The following is a 15,941-nucleotide window of genomic DNA, read 5'->3' as shown; positions in this document are numbered from 1 at the left end:
TCCAGATCGTACTTTATTTATACGTGTTGCAAGCACTTGCCTGACACAACTAAATCATTGATTTCATTGTGTGAAAATAAAGCACGCTTCATCATAGCAAAAAATAGCTGCATTCGGCGCAACAATTTTGCTCAATTTATTGGCTTTAAAAACCTGTAGAAAATTAAATAAAATTTTTTATAATGATTTAAAGTAATAGGCTTACTCATAGAAAGTTTTGAATGAGTATTTTTTAGAGTAAAACTCAAAAATGAAATCAAAGAGAGGCTAAAAGTTTGATGAAAAAAACATCACTTGAATAATTAAGCTTTGTATAAACTTTTCTATTGAAAGTAGATTTAAAGAAAATGCCTCATAATGGGCATACATCCCTAAATGAATCACAAAATTTTCTTTACTGATATCTACTAAAAAACGCTCAATTTTTAGCTAAAAACAAGTAAAAACTTAACAAAAGTAAGAAAAAGCAGCATATTTGCTATAAAAAGCTATGTTTCTCATACATTTTTATAGACCCATGCACTATTTAGGTGCGCTAAAAAATAAAGCTGAAATAAAATAAATGAAGAATGCTTGAATATAGTGCATTTAGTTTTGCAGCTAGTATAATAGCCGCAAAGTATTTTTGTCACTTCATGATTTCTTATAAAGATTTCAAGATTTTATCTATGCTTTTAAAAGTTGGTACGGTAATTGCTTAATAACTATCAACTGCTAACACGCACTTCACGGGTGCAACAAAAACATCGGAGCAAAATGAGCATGGCGAACAAGGTCCTTCAACTCATACAAGAAAGTGGCGCAAAATGGGTCGATTTTCGCTTTACTGATACCAAGGGTAAAGAGCAACACGTCACTTACCCAGCAGACAGTATTGATGAAGATACATTTGAAGACGGCAAAATGTTTGACGGTTCTTCAATTGCAGGTTGGAAAGGCATCGAAGCATCGGACATGATTTTACGTCCGGATGCGGCAACAGGTTTTATCGACCCGTTCTTTGCAGAGCCAACAGTTGTTGTAACTTGTGACGTAATCGAGCCATCAACTGGTCAAGGTTATGATCGTGACCCACGTTCGATTGCGCGCCGTGCAGAAGAATATTTGAAATCTACCGGTATCGGTGACACTGCATTCTTTGGCCCAGAACCAGAATTCTTCGTATTTGACGAAGTAAAATGGGAAATCGACATGTCTGGCGCGCGCCATACATTGATCGCTGAAGAAGCTGCTTGGTCAACTAACAAAGACTACGAAGGCGGTAACTCTGGTCACCGTCCACGCGTAAAAGGCGGTTACTTCCCAGTTCCTCCTGTAGATTCTTCACATGACATGCGTGCAGACATGTGTGCGCGTATCGAAGACATCATGGGTCCAGGTCGTGTAGAAGTACATCACCACGAAGTTGCTTCTTGCCAGTTAGAAATTGGTGTGAGCTTCAACACTATGGTGCGTAAAGCAGACGAAGTTCAACAGTTCAAATATGCGGTTTGGAACGTTGCGCATCAATATGCAAAAACAGCAACCTTTATGCCTAAACCAATGGTTGGCGATAATGGTTCTGGTATGCACGTGCATATGTCGATCTCTAAAGACGGCAAAAACCTGTTTGCAGGTGATGAATATGCAGGCCTTTCAGAAATGGCGTTGTACTTCATCGGTGGTGTAATTAAACATGCTCGTTCTTTAAATGCGATTACTAACCCTTCTACAAACTCGTACAAGCGTTTGGTTCCACATTTCGAAGCACCGATTATGCTTGCTTACTCAGCGCGTAACCGTTCTGCATCTATCCGTATTCCTTACGTGTCTAGCCCGAAAGGCAAGCGTATTGAAGCACGTTTCCCAGATCCAATGATGAACCCGTACCTAGGTTTCGCGGCATTGTTGATGGCTGGTCTTGACGGTATCCAAAACAAGATCCACCCGGGTGAAGCTGCTGACAAGAACTTGTACGATCTTCCACCGGAAGAAGAAGCGAAAATCCCTACAGTGGCGCATAGCCTGGATATGGCGCTTGAAGCACTTCAAGCGGATCATGATTACCTGTTAAAAGGTGGCGTGTTCACGAAAGAAATGCTTGATGCCTACATCGAGCTTAAAACTGAAGAAGTTCGTCGTCTTAACACGACTACTCACCCAGTTGAATTTGATATGTACTACAGCTTGTAATTCATCACGAATTAAAGCAAAGAAAACCCGCGCATGTCGCGGGTTTTTTTGTATCATCTATTTATAATTTTAAATGATTGATGGGCTTAAATGGCACAACGTAAAAAGCACACCAGCTTTTATCCATGGATTGATCCAAAAGATCATGACAAAGGTTTTAAGTTGAACTTCTCTGAAGTGACTTATCTTGAAGTGGGGCGGACTTCCGAGGGTTATAAGCAGGCTCAATTTGTGGCGCTGAAAAATCCTGAAATGGCGCTGGATTATGCTTATCCAGAATCATTTTATTTGAGTACTGAAGGTTTTATTTTAATTAAAACCCCACAAGGCAAATATGAAATCATTGCAAAAACAGATAACTGTTAATAATGAATAGTCGTTCTAGAAATCAAAATCAGCGTGTGTTGCTGTCAACTCTGCCTGTTGAGTTAAAACCGTGGCTGTATGCATCGGGTTCACTCACGCAACAACTGACCGATTTGGCGCAAGGACAATTCCATGTCGAGCCAATTCAAGAGCATTTTCAGCGTTTAAGCTTTGCCAATGCCAAATGGATGCAGATGTCACATCAGCATACTTCCTGGGTGCGTGAAAGTTATCTCTACGGCTCGGAACAGTCTCCTTGGGTGAAAGCCAAAAGCATCTTTCCGATTTTAAGCCTGCAAAAAAAAGCCCGAATTTTTCAGCATATTGGCACCAAACCGATTGGCTGGTTTCTGTTTCAGCGCACTAATCCACTGTGCCAGCGCCGGGTGGTACTTTTAGATGAGGGCTGGACCCGTCAGAGCTGCTATACTTGGCACGGCTGTAAATTTATCGTACAAGAAACATTTTTACCGGCATTTGAACACTTTATACAAAATTCACGGGCTTGATTTTTATGGCAACCGCACAAGCAATCACCTGGCGTGAGCGTCTTAGCGCCTATTATTATCTTTGTCGTTTTGATAAACCGATTGGGACTGAACTGGTTTTTTGGCCTACCATGTGGGCGCTGTGGATTGCAGCTCAGGGAATGCCACGTATTGAAATTTTAATTCCCATGATTTTGGGTGTGATTTTTATGCGGGCGGCAGGCTGTGCCATTAATGATTTTGCTGACCGTAAAGTCGATGCACATGTGGAGCGTACTAAAAACCGTCCGCTAGCGACTGGGATTATCAGTGCCAAAGAAGCTGTGATGGTATTTCTGGTTTTGGTGTCTGCCAGTGCCTGCCTACTATTTTTTCTGCCAATCGAAACTTTTTACTGGTCATTTGGGGCTTTATTTTTAGCGTTTATTTATCCTTTTATGAAGCGCTATACCCATTTACCTCAAGTCTTTTTGGGTGCAGCATTTTCCTGGTCGATTCCGATGGCTTATACCGCAGTTGGACAAACGCCGGATTTAACCTGCTGGCTTCTATATTTTGGTAATCTGGCCTGGACCGTAGCCTATGATACCCAATATGCAATTGCAGATCGTGAATACGATTTAAAGATTGGGGTGAAATCAACCGCGATCTTATTTGGTCGATATGATATTCAGATCATTAGCGCTTTGCAGGCCATTAGTATTCTTTTGATTGCTGTAGCACTTTGGCTAGAAAATTTACTGCTTCCATTTGGTTTGGCTGCATTAATTGTTGTCGCTCTCGATTTTATTTACCAAGGGTTTAAAACTCGAGATAAAAATCCACATTTGTGTTTCTGGGCGTTTAGGCATAACCGCTGGATTGGACTGATTATTTTTGCAGGAATACTACTGGCTTTGAGGTAGTGACTGTCTATCGACTGAGAAAAAAGCGTCCTATAAGGATGCTTTTGTTATTGCCTAATCTATAAGGCTTGAGCTATGACTTTATTTTGTTATATTGGGCAGTGTAATTAAATGACGAAATTAAAGCAGGTTTGTTATGTCCGAGCAGTCACAGCCCCGCAGTGTCAAAAAGCTATTGATCTTCGGTACGCTTGCACTTTGTATTCCGGTATTTTTAATTAGTATGGCATTTCTTGCAGTGAATAGTGATGCTAAAAATCAGGAAAAATACAAGCAGCAGCAGGCAGATATGATTGCGCGTATTGAAGCACGAGAAGCTGCGGAAAAGCTCAAAGCAGAGCAGGATGTTAAGGCAGATTCAACTCAAGCTGCGTCTGAAAGTAGTGCAACAGCACCTTAATCTATCTAGAATCCCTTTGCACTTGTCTAATACTGCAAATGTCTGTGTAGTAGATAGTTGCATGGGTTTCTGCAAACGATGATTTGACTGTAGATATTCGATACTTAGTAATTAGGCAAGCCGTATTCTAGAATGGAAAAATATAGCCACCCATCATCCGATCGGTGGCTATATTTAAATCATCTTAAAGCAATTCTTTGCGCAATTGTTCTGAAGATTTAATTGAAAGTAGGGCAGGTGCTACATCTAGGGCTGTTTTGGCACCATATTGCTGAGTTTGATTCAGACGGTAGCAGGCACGGGCATAAGCCACTAGAACACTTGCAGTAAACTCTGGATTGCTATTCAGCTTTAAAGAAAACTCAATCACCTGTTTTTGTGCATCACTGGTATTACCACTACGAATGACAAAACCGCCATGTGGCATATCTTGGTGATCTTTCAGTAAAGTTTCCTCACTGATAAAATTCACAGTCGTATTATAATCTGCAAAATAATCAGGCATGCTGACAATGGTTTGTTCAACTGTTGCTGCATCAGCTCCTTGTTCCAAGACCACATAACAGTCACGATGATGTTTATCTTTGGTGCTTAACTCAGGTCGTGCGCCACTGCGGACTTGTTCAATAGCATCAGTGGATGGAATAGTATATTGCACACCGGCTTTTACACCCGGTACACGGCGGATCGCATCTGAATGGCCTTGACTTAAGCCTTTACCCCAAAAGGTATAAGTTTCGCCATCTGGTAATAGCGCTTCACCAAATAAACGGTTAATCGAGAACATGCCAGGATCCCAGCCAATAGAAATCATGGCTGTTTTTTTGTTAGCAAGGGCGGGTGCATCGACTGCAGCATAGTATTCCGGAATACGTGCATGCGTATCAAAACTATCTACAGTATTGAATTTACTTGCAAAGATAGGCGCCTGTTGTGGCAAGTCATCTTTAGAGCCGCCACAAAGAATCAGCACATCAATTTTATCGCTAAACTCATTTAATAGTGCATCCATGCTATACACTTGAGTTTCTGCAAAGCAAGGAGAGACGCTGCTTGGTGAGCGGCGAGTAAAAATACCGACAAGCTGCATATCAGGATTTTTCTGGATGGCAGTTTCAACACCGCGGCCAAGATTACCGTAACCCGCGATACCAATACGAATAGAATTTTGCATAAATAAACGATCACTGAATAAAAAAACAACGCCAAAAATAAGCAAGGTGATGATGGCCAGAAATGGAACAGGCCAATCAGGTCATCTGACTTATATTTTGTTTTCGAAAGGATTATAGAGCGATAATTTAAACTTTATCACCCTAATCCTGCAGAAAGGCAGGTTTAACTGAGAATGCTTGTGATGAGACGCTAAATTGGACGAGGATAGGTTAGTTTTGAAGCATGAAAAGCTGCCGAGAAATTAAAAGCGGAGCAGGAGGCTTTGATTAATCCAATTCAAGCTGTAGCGAGAAATATCGAAATTGCAGCTTAATTTATTTTAAATCCCTTTGCAGTTGTCTGATAGTTGGAATCTGAGTGTATCGAATCACGGTATAGCCTGCTGCAATCAGCATCGCATCACGTTCAGCATCTTCCTGCTCTTTGCCAATATGGCTCGGATCATCCAGTTCGACAATCGCCACTACATTATATTCACGATCAAGTACTACGAAGTCTGTAACTTTACGATTAAATTGATTACGCATTTTCATCTGATCGTGCGTGATCAAAGCGCTAAATGCGACTTGTGCAAGAATGTGATGATGGGGAAAGGCATCTTTCAGACGTGTAAACATCCTGCTTTCAAAAGCAGTAATGACGCGCTTTGGATAGAATTTCTTTTGACGGGTGAAGAGATGCGGCAAGAGCAGGCAAACTAATGCAAAAGTTGCCAGGCAGCCAATCACAAAAAATATAAACTGACTCAAATTAAACACAGATCACAAAAGGGGAGAATAAAAAAACCCACTTCGCAATGAGTGGGTTTTTTAGAATCTTGGCTCTCCCACCTGGGCTCGAACCAGGGACCTGCGGATTAACAGTCCGTCGCTCTACCGACTGAGCTATGGGAGAATAGATTGGCTCTCCAACCTGGGCTCGAACCAGGGACCTGCGGATTAACAGTCCGTCGCTCTACCGACTGAGCTATTGGAGAATCTGACAGCGATTATAGAGAGATTTAAAAAGGGGTCAAGGCACTTTTAGAAAAAAGCTGCAGAAATTGAATCAAGTGTTTTAAAAATAGTCGAAAAGGTTTGTAGTTCAAACTGTTATGTTTATGTAAACCGATCCTAACAGCAAAATCGCGATCAGCCTAAATTTTGATAAGTGATCTGGATCATAAGAAATGAGCGGTTGATCGCGCATACAAATCAATATGCTCTCAATTTAAAAAATACAGCTATAAAAAAACCCACTTCGCAATGAGTGGGTTTCTTCAGAATCTTGGCTCTTCCACCTGGGCTCGAACCAGGGACCTGCGGATTAACAGTCCGTCGCTCTACCGACTGAGCTATGGAAGAATAGATGGCTCTCCAACCTGGGCTCGAACCAGGGACCTGCGGATTAACAGTCCGTCGCTCTACCGACTGAGCTATTGGAGAATCTGATCGGCATTTTAGGGATGAATAACCAGGTCGTCAATCAATTAATGTAAAGAAATGAATTGTTTGCTTTATTAATATTCATTTAGTGCCTAAAAATAAAAAAAATCACCCAAAATGGGTGATTTTTTTAGCAAAGAAATAAAAAATTATTTCTCAACACCTGCAGGCTGACCTGCATATTTCGCATTTGCATAATCCCAGTTTACTAGGCTTTCTAGGAAAGTAGAGATGTACTTAGGACGAGCATTACGGAAATCGATGTAGTAAGCGTGTTCCCAAACGTCAATCGTCAACACTGCAATTTTACCGTGCGCCATTGGCGTATCAGCATTTGAAGTTTTCATGATTGAAAGCTGACCGTTTACTTCATCAGCCACTAACCATGCCCAACCTGAACCAAATTGAGTAGTTGCAGCAGCAGCAAATTCTTCAGCAAATTTTTCATAAGAACCGAAAGCTTCGTCAATTTTTGCAGCCAAAGTACCAGTTGCTTTACCGCCGCCGTTCTTAGCCATACAGTTCCAGTAGAACGTGTGGTTCCAAACTTGAGCCGCGTTATTGAAAACACCTGCTTTAGAAGCATCACCAGCAGTTGCTGTAATAATTTCTTCTAGAGTTTTGCCTTCAAGCTCAGTACCAGCGATCAGGTTATTCAGGTTAACCACATACGTATTGTGGTGTTTGTCGTGATGGTATTCTAAAGTTTCTTTGCTGATGTGTGGAGCAAGATCTTCGTAGCCATAAGGTAATGCGGGTAAAGTAATGGTTGTCATGTTTTCAATTCCTTGCATTTTGCTGGGTTTTAACAATAAGTGGCTTTATTGTAATAGATAATCGGGCAGAAATGGGCATCGTGTATAAATAACAATACAGAATAAAGCCTGAAAATATATGAATAAAGCCACTGATCATAACCGTCAGTCGAATTAAATCGGATTGTTTAATTCGAAATAATCATACTCAATATTAAACTGTTCTGAAATAGCCTTGGCCAGGCGCTGTACACCGTATTTTTCAGTCGCATGATGACCACAGGCATAATAATGCACATTCATTTCCTGAGCTTCATAAAAGGTCCGTTCGCTTACTTCACCTGAAATATAGGCATCACAGTCTTGTAGTGCTGCCTTGTGAATATAGTCTTGCGCACCGCCGGTACAGAAGCCGACTTTATGGATTTGAGTTTTGTCAGCGGAAAGATGAATCGCATCAAAGCTCAGCTTTTCTGAAACATAATTTTTAAAATCTTCCGGACTCATTGGCTGTTTTAAATAGCCAATATTGCCAATTGGACGTTTTTCACTCGGATCAAGCTGTTCGATATTTTCGAGTTCCAATAAATCCGCAATGGCGGCATTATTTCCCAGTGTTGGATGACTGTCTAAAGGCAGGTGATAGCCAACCAGTGAGATATCATTTTGAATCAGGGTTTTAATGCGCTTACCACGCATCCCGGTAATCGGATAGGGTTCTCCTTTCCAGAAATAGCCGTGATGCACCAGCAGTAAATCTGCGCCTTGCTCAATTGCGGCTTCAATTGCACTTTGGGAGGCGGTCACGGCACAGAGGATTTTATGCACCTCGGATTTGCCTTCAATCTGCAAACCATTCGGTGCATAATCCTTAAATTCACGTGATGCCAAAGTCTGGTCACACCATTGAATAATATCGTTCAAATTCGCCATAAAATTCCTATAAGTTTAAAAACTTGCCCTTATTTATCTATAGGTCTAATTGTAACTAAAGCTGCACAAATCTCTGTGGAATTTTTTGTGTTTAGTTATGTGTTTAGCATTACAATAGGACACAAATTACTTAGTCATCAACGAATTAAAATATTTTAGAGGATAGCAACGTGCGCCGCACCTTTACATGGTTACCCTGGGTGTTACTGATTTTAGTCATTATCGGTTTTTTGGGGTGGCAACAACTACAAAAACCAAAGGCACCAGTTGCGCCAGATGGCGTTAAAATGCCTGCTGAAAAAGTAGAGCCGTTGATTGATACGTCGCGCTCAGGAGGCGTGGTCTCCTACAGTGCTGCTGTAAAAGTGGCAGCACCCGCTGTCGTGAATATTTTTACTACCCAAAAAGTCAAGCAACAGGCGCATCCTTTACTGACTGATCCTGTATTTCGTGAATTTTTTGGCGATCAATTACCTGACCAGTATGGACAAAGCCCGAATGAAAACAGTTTAGGTTCGGGTGTAATTGTACGTCCAGACGGTTATATCCTGACCAATAACCACGTGATTGCGCAGGCCGATCAGATTGTAGTGGCTTTGCAGGATGGACGTCGTGCCGAAGCTAAAGTGGTCGGAACTGACCCGGATACCGATCTGGCCGTGATCAAGATTGAACTGACGCAATTGCCAGTTTTGCCATTTAAACTCAGTGGCAATGAAGTCGGTGATGTGGTTCTGGCCATTGGTAATCCTTTTGGTGTTGGGCAAACCGTGACGCAGGGGATTATCTCGGCAACGGGCCGTTCAGATTTGGGTATCAATACCTATGAAGACTTTGTACAGACCGATGCTGCAATTAACCCGGGTAACTCGGGCGGTGCACTTATTGATGTCGCCGGTAATTTAATTGGCGTCAATACCGCAATTTTCTCGCAGTCTGGTGGTTCGCTGGGGATTGGTTTTGCCATTCCGGCCAAAATTTGTCAGCAGGTGATGAATGCCATTTTGAAAGATGGCCGTGTGGTTCGTGGCTGGTTAGGTATCAGCTTATTGCCAGCAGAACGTGATGATGTCCTGCAGCCTAAAGAAAAAGGTGTAACGGTCGCAGAAGTGTTACCAGACGGACCTGCTGCCAAAGCGGGAATCCAGCGTGGCGATAAGATTATGAAAGTAAATGAGGAAGAGATTAGTTCTGCCTCACATTTGATTAATTTTGTGGCTTTGCAAAAGCCAAACAGTACCATTCAGATTGAAATTGAGCGGGCAGGGAAAACCATGATGCTAGAAGTTGTGGTGACTGAACGTAAGGCACAAGACAGTGCTTCACAATATATTCCTCTCCCAGGCCAATAAGTTTGATTAAAAAAATCCCTCATCATGAGGGATTTTTTTATGCTTTCTTTCAGCATGTTCTGATACAAAAGTGAAATATTAAGCGCTTTATAAATCATTTAGCTTAGTGAAATAAGATTAAAAGAGAAAATAAAAATGACTTTTATGACGGCAGATCAGGCCAAAATTTTATCCAATGTTGCTAACTTGGATATTGAAATGTACAAGCCACGTCTGGCGCAACTGATTGAAGATAATGCTCGGCAAGGCAATACAGCGGTACTGACAGTTTTTCCCAAACATCTGCCTTTGGAAGATATCCGTGCCTTGTCTGCCGAGTTAACAGATCTGGGCTATAACGTGCGCTTTGAAGTACAGGAATTTTATTACAGCTTTAATGTGTACTGGCTATAATTTTAACAATTGTTCAAAAGCGGTTCTGTTCAGGCATGTATTTTGCTGCACTCATCTCATAGCGAAACTATGAGAATTTTATGTCTTTATTTATTTATCCTGCAGCACGGGCCGATGCGCATTATATAGTGCTTTCTTCTGGGCTAGGCGGACATGCCAGTTTCTGGCATCCACAAATTGAGGCTTTGCAGCAATACTTTCATGTGGTGACTTATGATCAGGAGGGGTGTCATTCGGATTCTGAACTGTTACCAATACCTTATTCCGTAGATCATATGGCCCGGCAGATTCTGGATTTATTGATCAATGAGGATATCCGCGAGTTTCATTTTATTGGACATGCACTGGGTGGGCATATTGGCATGCAGCTCGCGACTTATCAGATTGATAAAGCGTTTAAGTTACTTAGCCTGACTATGTTGAATGCCTGGGGGGAACTGGATGTGCATACCCAAAAATGTTTTCAGGCAAGGACTTCTTTATTGCTGAATAGCGGAGCAGAAGCCTATGTGCAGGCACAAGCTTTATTTCTGTACCCCCCGCAATGGATCTCTACACATATTGAACAGTTGACTGATGCAGAAAATAAACAGCTACTAGACTTTCCACCGACTCAAAATGTCTTGGCTCGTATACAGGCGGTACAAGCTTTTCAACTAGAAGAAGTGCATCAGCAGGCACTCAAAAATGTTCCTGTACATCTGATTGCCAATCAAGATGATTTTCTGGTGCCTTATCAACGCTCGAAACAACTTCAGCAATTATTGCCGCATAGTCAGCTCAGTCTGTTTGCAACAGGAGCGCATGCTTCTACAGTGACTGAAACTGCCCAGATCAACCAAAGCATGCTGCAATTTTTAAAATCTGCCTGATATTTTCAGCCAATAAACCTGTTTATTTAAGTCAGACCTTGGGTCTGACTTTTTATTTTTTCTAATGAATCATTTCTATGATATGAGCAGGAATTTTACTGCGAATTTATACAGGGTCTGCACACGCATGAATTTTTATAAATGCACTTGAATGAAACATAGTGAGCGAAATTGATTCATGGTTAAAAATAGTTATTTTACTAAAAATTCAAAAAACTAAATATTAAGCTATTGAAATAAAATGAATAAATATATTTGGCACACGGTTTGCAATGTTTATATTGTAAATAAGACTCCCGTAGGGGATTCAAGATTTTGAATAAATGTTAAAAAATAATGAGGTGTGAAAATGAAAATAGGTGTCTTCTGTCCAATTGGAAACAACGGCTGGTTACTCTCTGAAAATGCACCACAATATATGCCGACTTTTGAGTTAAACAAACAAATCGTGCAGCGCGCTGAACACTATGGTTTCGATTTCGCACTTTCCATGATCAAGTTGCGTGGCTTTGGTGGCAAGACTGAATTCTGGGAACATAACCTGGAAACTTTCACCCTGATGGCCGGCCTTGCTGCTGTTACCAGCAAAATTCAAATTTATGCAACAGCTGCAACTCTAGTCATGCCACCTGCAATTGTAGCGCGCATGGCATCTACCATTGACTCGATTTCTAATGGCCGATTTGGGCTAAATGTCGTGACGGGCTGGCAGCCGCCTGAATACACCCAGATGGGCATGTGGCCAGGCAATGAGTATTTTGGCAAACGCTATGAATATCTGTCTGAATATGTACAAATTTTGCGTGAGCTTTGGGCAACAGGTAAATCCGACTTTAAAGGTGAGCATTTCCAGATGGAAGACTGCCGTGTTAGCCCGCGCCCGCAAGCCGATATGAAAATTATCTGTGCAGGTCAGTCTGATGCAGGACTCGAATTTTCTGCGCAATATGCTGACTACAACTTTGTATTTGGTAAAGGGCTGAATACTCCAACGGCTTATGCAGAAATTAATGACCGCTTAAAAGAGAAAACTGACCTTACTGGCCGTGATGTGCAGACGTATGTGCTGTTTATGGTGATTGCGGCAGAAACTGACGAAGAAGCTCAAGCGAAATGGCAGCATTATAACGATGGTGCCGACATGGAAGCGATTAACTGGTTGATGAATCAGGGTGGGAAAGACACGACTTCCGGTACAGATACCAATATCCGTCAAATGGCGTCTAGTGTATCTCCTGTAAATATCAATATGGGGACTCTGGTAGGTTCTTATAAAAATGTGGCACGAATGTTGGATGAAATTGGCGAAATCAAGGGTACAGAAGGTGTGCTGCTGACTTTTGATGATTTCGTTCAGGGTGTAGAAGATTTCGGTCAGAGAATCCAGCCATTGATGAAATGTCGTGACCATATTGTGATTGAGGGTGAAGCACCTGTACTGGAGAAAAGCGCATGAGTGAGTCAGTGGTAAGAGCCGGTTTTACAGAAAAATTGGGTACCGGAAAATCGCTTAAAGCTGAGCCTGAAGCAATCTGCCTTGCACCTGAACAGACTGCCCTGATTGTGATCGACATGCAGAATGCCTATACCTCGCAGGGTGGCTATCTGGATCTGGCTGGTTTTGATATCTCAAAAACCAAACCCGTGGTCGAAAATATAAAAAAAGCAGTCGATGCTGCGCATGCGGCCAGTATTCAGGTCATCTATTTTAAAAATGGCTGGGATGCAGAATATAAGGAAGCGGGTGGTACGGATTCTCCGAATTTCCATAAATCCAATGCCTTAAAGACTATGCGTAAACAGCCTGAATTACAGGGGAAATTACTGGCCAAGGGCGGTTGGGATTTTGAATTGATTGATGAATTAAAGCCATTGCCACAAGATCTGGTCATTGAAAAACCTCGCTATAGCGGTTTCTTTAATACTGCACTGGACAGCATGTTGCGTGTGCGTGGTATTCGCAATCTGGTGTTTGTGGGAATTGCCACTAATGTCTGCGTGGAATCGACCCTGCGTGATGGTTTCTTTCTGGAATATTTCGGCGTGGCGCTGGCAGATGCCTGCCATCAGGCCGGGCCAGTCGAGGCCCACGAAGCCAGTTTGTACAACATCAAGACCTTCTTTGGTTGGGTATCCGATACTGCAAATTTTGTCGAAACCTTTCAAAAAGAAAGTGAATCACTTAAAGAAACTAAATTGGCTGAAAGTGCCTAAAGAATTAAAGATCAAGATTAAGGAAAACAGTATGCCTAAAGAAGTCATTATTCCAGCAGGAACTTCAAAACCGTTAGCGCCGTTTGTACCGGCAACCAAGGCCGACAATATTGTCTATGTATCAGGCACGCTGGCCTTTGATGAAAATAATAACGTGGTGCATGTCGGTGATGCCGCGGCCCAGACCCGTCATATTCTGGAAACCATCAAGCGTATCATTGAAGAAGCCGGTGGCAGCATGGATGACGTCACTTTCAATCATGTGTTTGTCAAAGACTGGGCAGATTATGCAGCAATTAATACCGTTTATGCAGAGTATTTTCCGGGAGATAAACCGGCACGATATTGCGTACAGACGGGCTTAGTCAAACCTGAGGCGCTGGTCGAAATCGCCTCGATTGCTCATGTATAAGCCGAACCACCTGATTCAATTTCATCTATATCAGCCCTAAGTCTGTCACTGAAAACTGACTTGGAGCGGAGGAGAACAGCATGAATGCCAAATTGTCTAAAATCATCGACGAAGCAGTTGCAGAAAACAGTGCATTAAATAAGGTGGTAAAGACTGAAAACGCAGCTGAAGTATTTACTCAGGTCGATCAGCAGATTTTCCGTCAAGGCATGTCCAATCTGGGTACGGCAGTGAATGTGATTACTACACAAGGTCGTTCAGGCATGGCTGGATTTACCGCATCCGCCGTGTGTAGTGTGACTGATACGCCACCGACTTTGTTGGTCTGTCTGAACCGTTCAGCATCAGTTTACGAAACTTTTAAAAATAATCAGGTGTTGTGTGTGAATACCTTAGCATCACATCAGCAACATCTATCCAATCTGTTCGGTGGAAAAACGCCGATGGCAGAGCGTTTCAGTCAGGGGAACTGGAAAACGTTGGTGACCCAGTCACCTGTACTTGAGTATGCCTTGGTCAGTTTCGACTGCGAGGTAGTCCAATGTTTATCTGTAGGCAGTCATGACGTGCTGTTCTGTGAAGTGAAAGCCATGTGCCAGCGTCAAGGTAATGCGCTGATGTACTTTAACCGTTCTTACTGTGAGCCACACAAAATGTGCTAAATCAATTCAGTCCTAATCAAGGAGGGGAAGCCCATGCAAGAAAAAGAAACGTGGTTTCCAAAATTTAAGCCTTACCAAGGCAATATCGATACAACCCCAGTCCAAACAGATGAATATCTGCCGGCTGGGAAAAGTATTATTCTCGGGTTACAGCATGTGTTTGCGATGTTTGGGGCAACCGTGCTGGCGCCACTTTTAATGGGGTTTGATCCCAATCTCACGATTTTTATTACCGGGATTGGCACCATTTTATTTTTCCTGATCACTGGCGGTCGATTGCCAAGTTATCTGGGGTCTAGTTTTGCCTTTATTGGCGCCGTGGTGGCGGTCACAGGCTACTCCGGAGCAGGGGCGAATCCCAATATCGGGCTGGCACTCGGGGGAACCATTGCCTGCGGTATTGTCTATGCCTTGATTGGGCTGCTAGTCATGAAAACCGGTACTGCATGGATTGAAAAGCTGATGCCACCGGTAGTCACGGGCGTCATCGTGATGATTATCGGCTTGAATCTCGCACCGGTCGCGATCAAAAGTGTATCTGCCAACCAGTTTGATTCCTGGATGGCATTAATCACCATTCTCTGTATCAGTGTGATTGCTGTATTTACCCGTGGGATGGTACGCCGTCTGCTGCTGTTACTCGGCTTATTGTCTTCCTATCTGCTTTATTTTCTTTTCACCAATATTATGGGCTTCGGACCTGCGATTGATTTCAGCAAAGTCAGTGAAGCAGCATGGTTTGGTCTGCCAAATTTCCAGAGTCCGGTCTTTGAAATGAATGCGATGCTGATGATTGCACCGGTAGCCATTATTCTGGTTGCGGAAAATTTGGGACACTTTAAAGCGGTATCCGCGATGACTGGTAAAAATCTGTCGCCATATATGGGACGCGGTTTCTTTGCAGATGGGGTTTGTACTTCATTATCCGCTTCTGTCGGCGGTACCGGGATGACCACTTATGCTGAAAATATCGGTGTGATGGCAGTGACCAAAGTGTATGCAACCACCGTGTTTATCTTTGCCGGGATCTTCGCTATTTTGCTGGGTCTTTCACCAAAATTTGGTGCAGTGATCAGTACCATTCCAGTGGCCTTATTGGGTGGTGCATCGATTGTGGTCTTCGGGTTGATTACCGTGGCTGGTGCCAAAATCTGGGTAGACAACCATGTTGATTTTACCAAGAACAGTACCCTGATTATTGGTGCGGTGTGTTTGATTATGGGTACAGGTAACTATAGCTTGCAGATCGGTGGTTTTGATTTGGGTGGTATCGGTACTGCGACATTGGCAGCGATTTTACTCAATCTGTTCCTGAATCGTGGTGAAGATAAAGAAATGCCTGAATCTGCATCGACCGCAACAGAAGTTGAGGTTAAGCCAGTCGCTTAATATGAGGAGTATTTTTTGAGTCATACAG

Annotated in this window: 17 protein-coding genes and 4 tRNA genes; 13 read left to right on the top strand and 8 right to left on the bottom strand. The window is 42.5% G+C overall.

Annotated elements, in window-relative coordinates:
* Positions 1-756 precede the first annotated feature (756 nt).
* From glnA to PV763_RS00270, 5 genes are all read left to right on the top strand, one after another.
* Positions 757-2,172: a type I glutamate--ammonia ligase gene (gene glnA / locus PV763_RS00290; protein WP_004279641.1), complete on the top strand. Its 1,416-nt coding sequence runs from the start codon at positions 757-759 to the stop codon at positions 2,170-2,172.
* 90 nt (positions 2,173-2,262) lie between these two features.
* The gene (locus PV763_RS00285; protein ID WP_278357799.1) at positions 2,263-2,538 is read left to right on the top strand and encodes a hypothetical protein; all 276 of its coding nucleotides are present in this window, start codon (positions 2,263-2,265) and stop codon (positions 2,536-2,538) included.
* Between the two features lie 2 nt (positions 2,539-2,540).
* Complete coding sequence (locus PV763_RS00280; RefSeq protein WP_004279643.1) at positions 2,541-3,047, top strand: chorismate--pyruvate lyase family protein; 507 nt, start codon at positions 2,541-2,543, stop codon at positions 3,045-3,047.
* Between the two features lie 5 nt (positions 3,048-3,052).
* Positions 3,053-3,931 carry a 4-hydroxybenzoate octaprenyltransferase gene (ubiA, locus tag PV763_RS00275; RefSeq protein WP_420937167.1) on the top strand — a complete coding sequence of 293 codons (879 nt, stop codon included), beginning with the start codon at positions 3,053-3,055 and terminating at the stop codon, positions 3,929-3,931.
* Between the two features lie 136 nt (positions 3,932-4,067).
* Positions 4,068-4,331, top strand: coding sequence for a hypothetical protein (locus tag PV763_RS00270; RefSeq protein ID WP_278357800.1), 264 nt, complete (start codon positions 4,068-4,070; stop codon positions 4,329-4,331).
* Between the two features lie 184 nt (positions 4,332-4,515).
* On the opposite strand, the gene PV763_RS00265 is transcribed toward PV763_RS00270, so the two are convergent.
* From PV763_RS00265 to PV763_RS00230, 8 genes are all read right to left on the bottom strand, one after another.
* A complete protein-coding gene (locus tag PV763_RS00265) occupies positions 4,516-5,505 on the bottom strand; it encodes a diaminopimelate dehydrogenase (RefSeq protein ID WP_004279649.1) in 990 nt (329 codons plus the stop codon).
* 316 nt (positions 5,506-5,821) lie between these two features.
* Positions 5,822-6,265 (bottom strand): DUF2726 domain-containing protein, encoded by a 444-nt coding sequence (locus tag PV763_RS00260; protein ID WP_168730734.1) that lies wholly within the window; start codon positions 6,263-6,265, stop codon positions 5,822-5,824.
* Positions 6,266-6,325: 60 nt separating this feature from the next.
* Positions 6,326-6,401 (bottom strand) — tRNA-Asn (locus PV763_RS00255).
* Positions 6,402-6,407: 6 nt separating this feature from the next.
* A tRNA-Asn gene (locus tag PV763_RS00250) sits at positions 6,408-6,483 on the bottom strand.
* Positions 6,484-6,774: 291 nt separating this feature from the next.
* A tRNA-Asn gene (locus PV763_RS00245) sits at positions 6,775-6,850 on the bottom strand.
* 5 nt (positions 6,851-6,855) lie between these two features.
* Positions 6,856-6,931 (bottom strand) — tRNA-Asn (locus tag PV763_RS00240).
* 149 nt (positions 6,932-7,080) lie between these two features.
* Positions 7,081-7,707 carry a superoxide dismutase gene (locus PV763_RS00235; protein WP_004646486.1) on the bottom strand — a complete coding sequence of 209 codons (627 nt, stop codon included), beginning with the start codon at positions 7,705-7,707 and terminating at the stop codon, positions 7,081-7,083.
* A gap of 153 nt (positions 7,708-7,860) precedes the next feature.
* On the bottom strand, positions 7,861-8,619 hold the full coding sequence (locus tag PV763_RS00230; protein ID WP_420937166.1) for a Nif3-like dinuclear metal center hexameric protein: 759 nt from the start codon (positions 8,617-8,619) through the stop codon (positions 7,861-7,863).
* Positions 8,620-8,789: 170 nt separating this feature from the next.
* On the opposite strand from PV763_RS00230, the gene PV763_RS00225 reads away from it, so the two are divergent.
* The 8 genes from PV763_RS00225 to rutG all read left to right on the top strand — a co-directional run bounded on the left by PV763_RS00225 (position 8,790) and on the right by rutG (position 15,913).
* Positions 8,790-9,971 carry a S1C family serine protease gene (locus PV763_RS00225; protein ID WP_148334389.1) on the top strand — a complete coding sequence of 394 codons (1,182 nt, stop codon included), beginning with the start codon at positions 8,790-8,792 and terminating at the stop codon, positions 9,969-9,971.
* A 135-nt stretch (positions 9,972-10,106) separates the two neighbouring features.
* On the top strand, positions 10,107-10,364 hold the full coding sequence (locus tag PV763_RS00220; protein WP_278357802.1) for a hypothetical protein: 258 nt from the start codon (positions 10,107-10,109) through the stop codon (positions 10,362-10,364).
* 80 nt (positions 10,365-10,444) lie between these two features.
* Entirely contained in the window at positions 10,445-11,236 is a 792-nt protein-coding gene (gene rutD, locus PV763_RS00215; RefSeq protein ID WP_420937165.1) for a pyrimidine utilization protein D, read from the top strand.
* 349 nt (positions 11,237-11,585) lie between these two features.
* Positions 11,586-12,692 carry a pyrimidine utilization protein A gene (rutA, locus tag PV763_RS00210; RefSeq protein ID WP_420937164.1) on the top strand — a complete coding sequence of 369 codons (1,107 nt, stop codon included), beginning with the start codon at positions 11,586-11,588 and terminating at the stop codon, positions 12,690-12,692.
* Entirely contained in the window at positions 12,689-13,450 is a 762-nt protein-coding gene (gene rutB, locus PV763_RS00205) for a pyrimidine utilization protein B (protein ID WP_420937163.1), read from the top strand. Before rutA ends, rutB begins: the two co-directional genes overlap by 4 nt.
* Positions 13,451-13,481: 31 nt before the next feature.
* Positions 13,482-13,862 carry a pyrimidine utilization protein C gene (rutC, locus tag PV763_RS00200; RefSeq protein ID WP_420937162.1) on the top strand — a complete coding sequence of 127 codons (381 nt, stop codon included), beginning with the start codon at positions 13,482-13,484 and terminating at the stop codon, positions 13,860-13,862.
* Between the two features lie 143 nt (positions 13,863-14,005).
* On the top strand, positions 14,006-14,524 hold the full coding sequence (rutF, locus tag PV763_RS00195) for an NADH-dependent FMN reductase RutF (protein WP_420937232.1): 519 nt from the start codon (positions 14,006-14,008) through the stop codon (positions 14,522-14,524).
* Between the two features lie 33 nt (positions 14,525-14,557).
* A complete protein-coding gene (rutG, locus tag PV763_RS00190) occupies positions 14,558-15,913 on the top strand; it encodes a pyrimidine utilization transport protein G (protein ID WP_420937161.1) in 1,356 nt (451 codons plus the stop codon).
* The last annotated feature ends 28 nt before the right edge of the window (positions 15,914-15,941 follow it).

The organism is Acinetobacter sp. AS5 (assembly GCF_048957595.1).
Lineage (GTDB): Bacteria > Pseudomonadota > Gammaproteobacteria > Pseudomonadales > Moraxellaceae > Acinetobacter.
The sequence above is the reverse complement of the archived record's forward strand: the minus strand, read 5'-3'. Positions and strand labels throughout refer to the sequence as shown.

Bases quoted from the DNA above. Each gene is read 5' to 3' on its own strand.
- rutA (WP_420937164.1), top strand. From the start codon at position 11,586: ATGAAAATAGGTGTCTTCTGTCCAATTGGAAACAACGGCTGGTTACTC.
- PV763_RS00285 (WP_278357799.1), top strand. From the start codon at position 2,263: ATGGCACAACGTAAAAAGCACACCAGCTTTTATCCATGGATTGATCCA.
- glnA (WP_004279641.1), top strand. From the start codon at position 757: ATGAGCATGGCGAACAAGGTCCTTCAACTCATACAAGAAAGTGGCGCA.
- PV763_RS00230 (WP_420937166.1), bottom strand. From the start codon at position 8,619: ATGGCGAATTTGAACGATATTATTCAATGGTGTGACCAGACTTTGGCA.
- PV763_RS00220 (WP_278357802.1), top strand. From the start codon at position 10,107: ATGACTTTTATGACGGCAGATCAGGCCAAAATTTTATCCAATGTTGCT.
- rutB (WP_420937163.1), top strand. From the start codon at position 12,689: ATGAGTGAGTCAGTGGTAAGAGCCGGTTTTACAGAAAAATTGGGTACC.
- PV763_RS00280 (WP_004279643.1), top strand. From the start codon at position 2,541: ATGAATAGTCGTTCTAGAAATCAAAATCAGCGTGTGTTGCTGTCAACT.
- rutD (WP_420937165.1), top strand. From the start codon at position 10,445: ATGTCTTTATTTATTTATCCTGCAGCACGGGCCGATGCGCATTATATA.
- PV763_RS00265 (WP_004279649.1), bottom strand. From the start codon at position 5,505: ATGCAAAATTCTATTCGTATTGGTATCGCGGGTTACGGTAATCTTGGC.
- ubiA (WP_420937167.1), top strand. From the start codon at position 3,053: ATGGCAACCGCACAAGCAATCACCTGGCGTGAGCGTCTTAGCGCCTAT.
- rutG (WP_420937161.1), top strand. From the start codon at position 14,558: ATGCAAGAAAAAGAAACGTGGTTTCCAAAATTTAAGCCTTACCAAGGC.
- rutC (WP_420937162.1), top strand. From the start codon at position 13,482: ATGCCTAAAGAAGTCATTATTCCAGCAGGAACTTCAAAACCGTTAGCG.
- PV763_RS00270 (WP_278357800.1), top strand. From the start codon at position 4,068: ATGTCCGAGCAGTCACAGCCCCGCAGTGTCAAAAAGCTATTGATCTTC.
- PV763_RS00235 (WP_004646486.1), bottom strand. From the start codon at position 7,707: ATGACAACCATTACTTTACCCGCATTACCTTATGGCTACGAAGATCTT.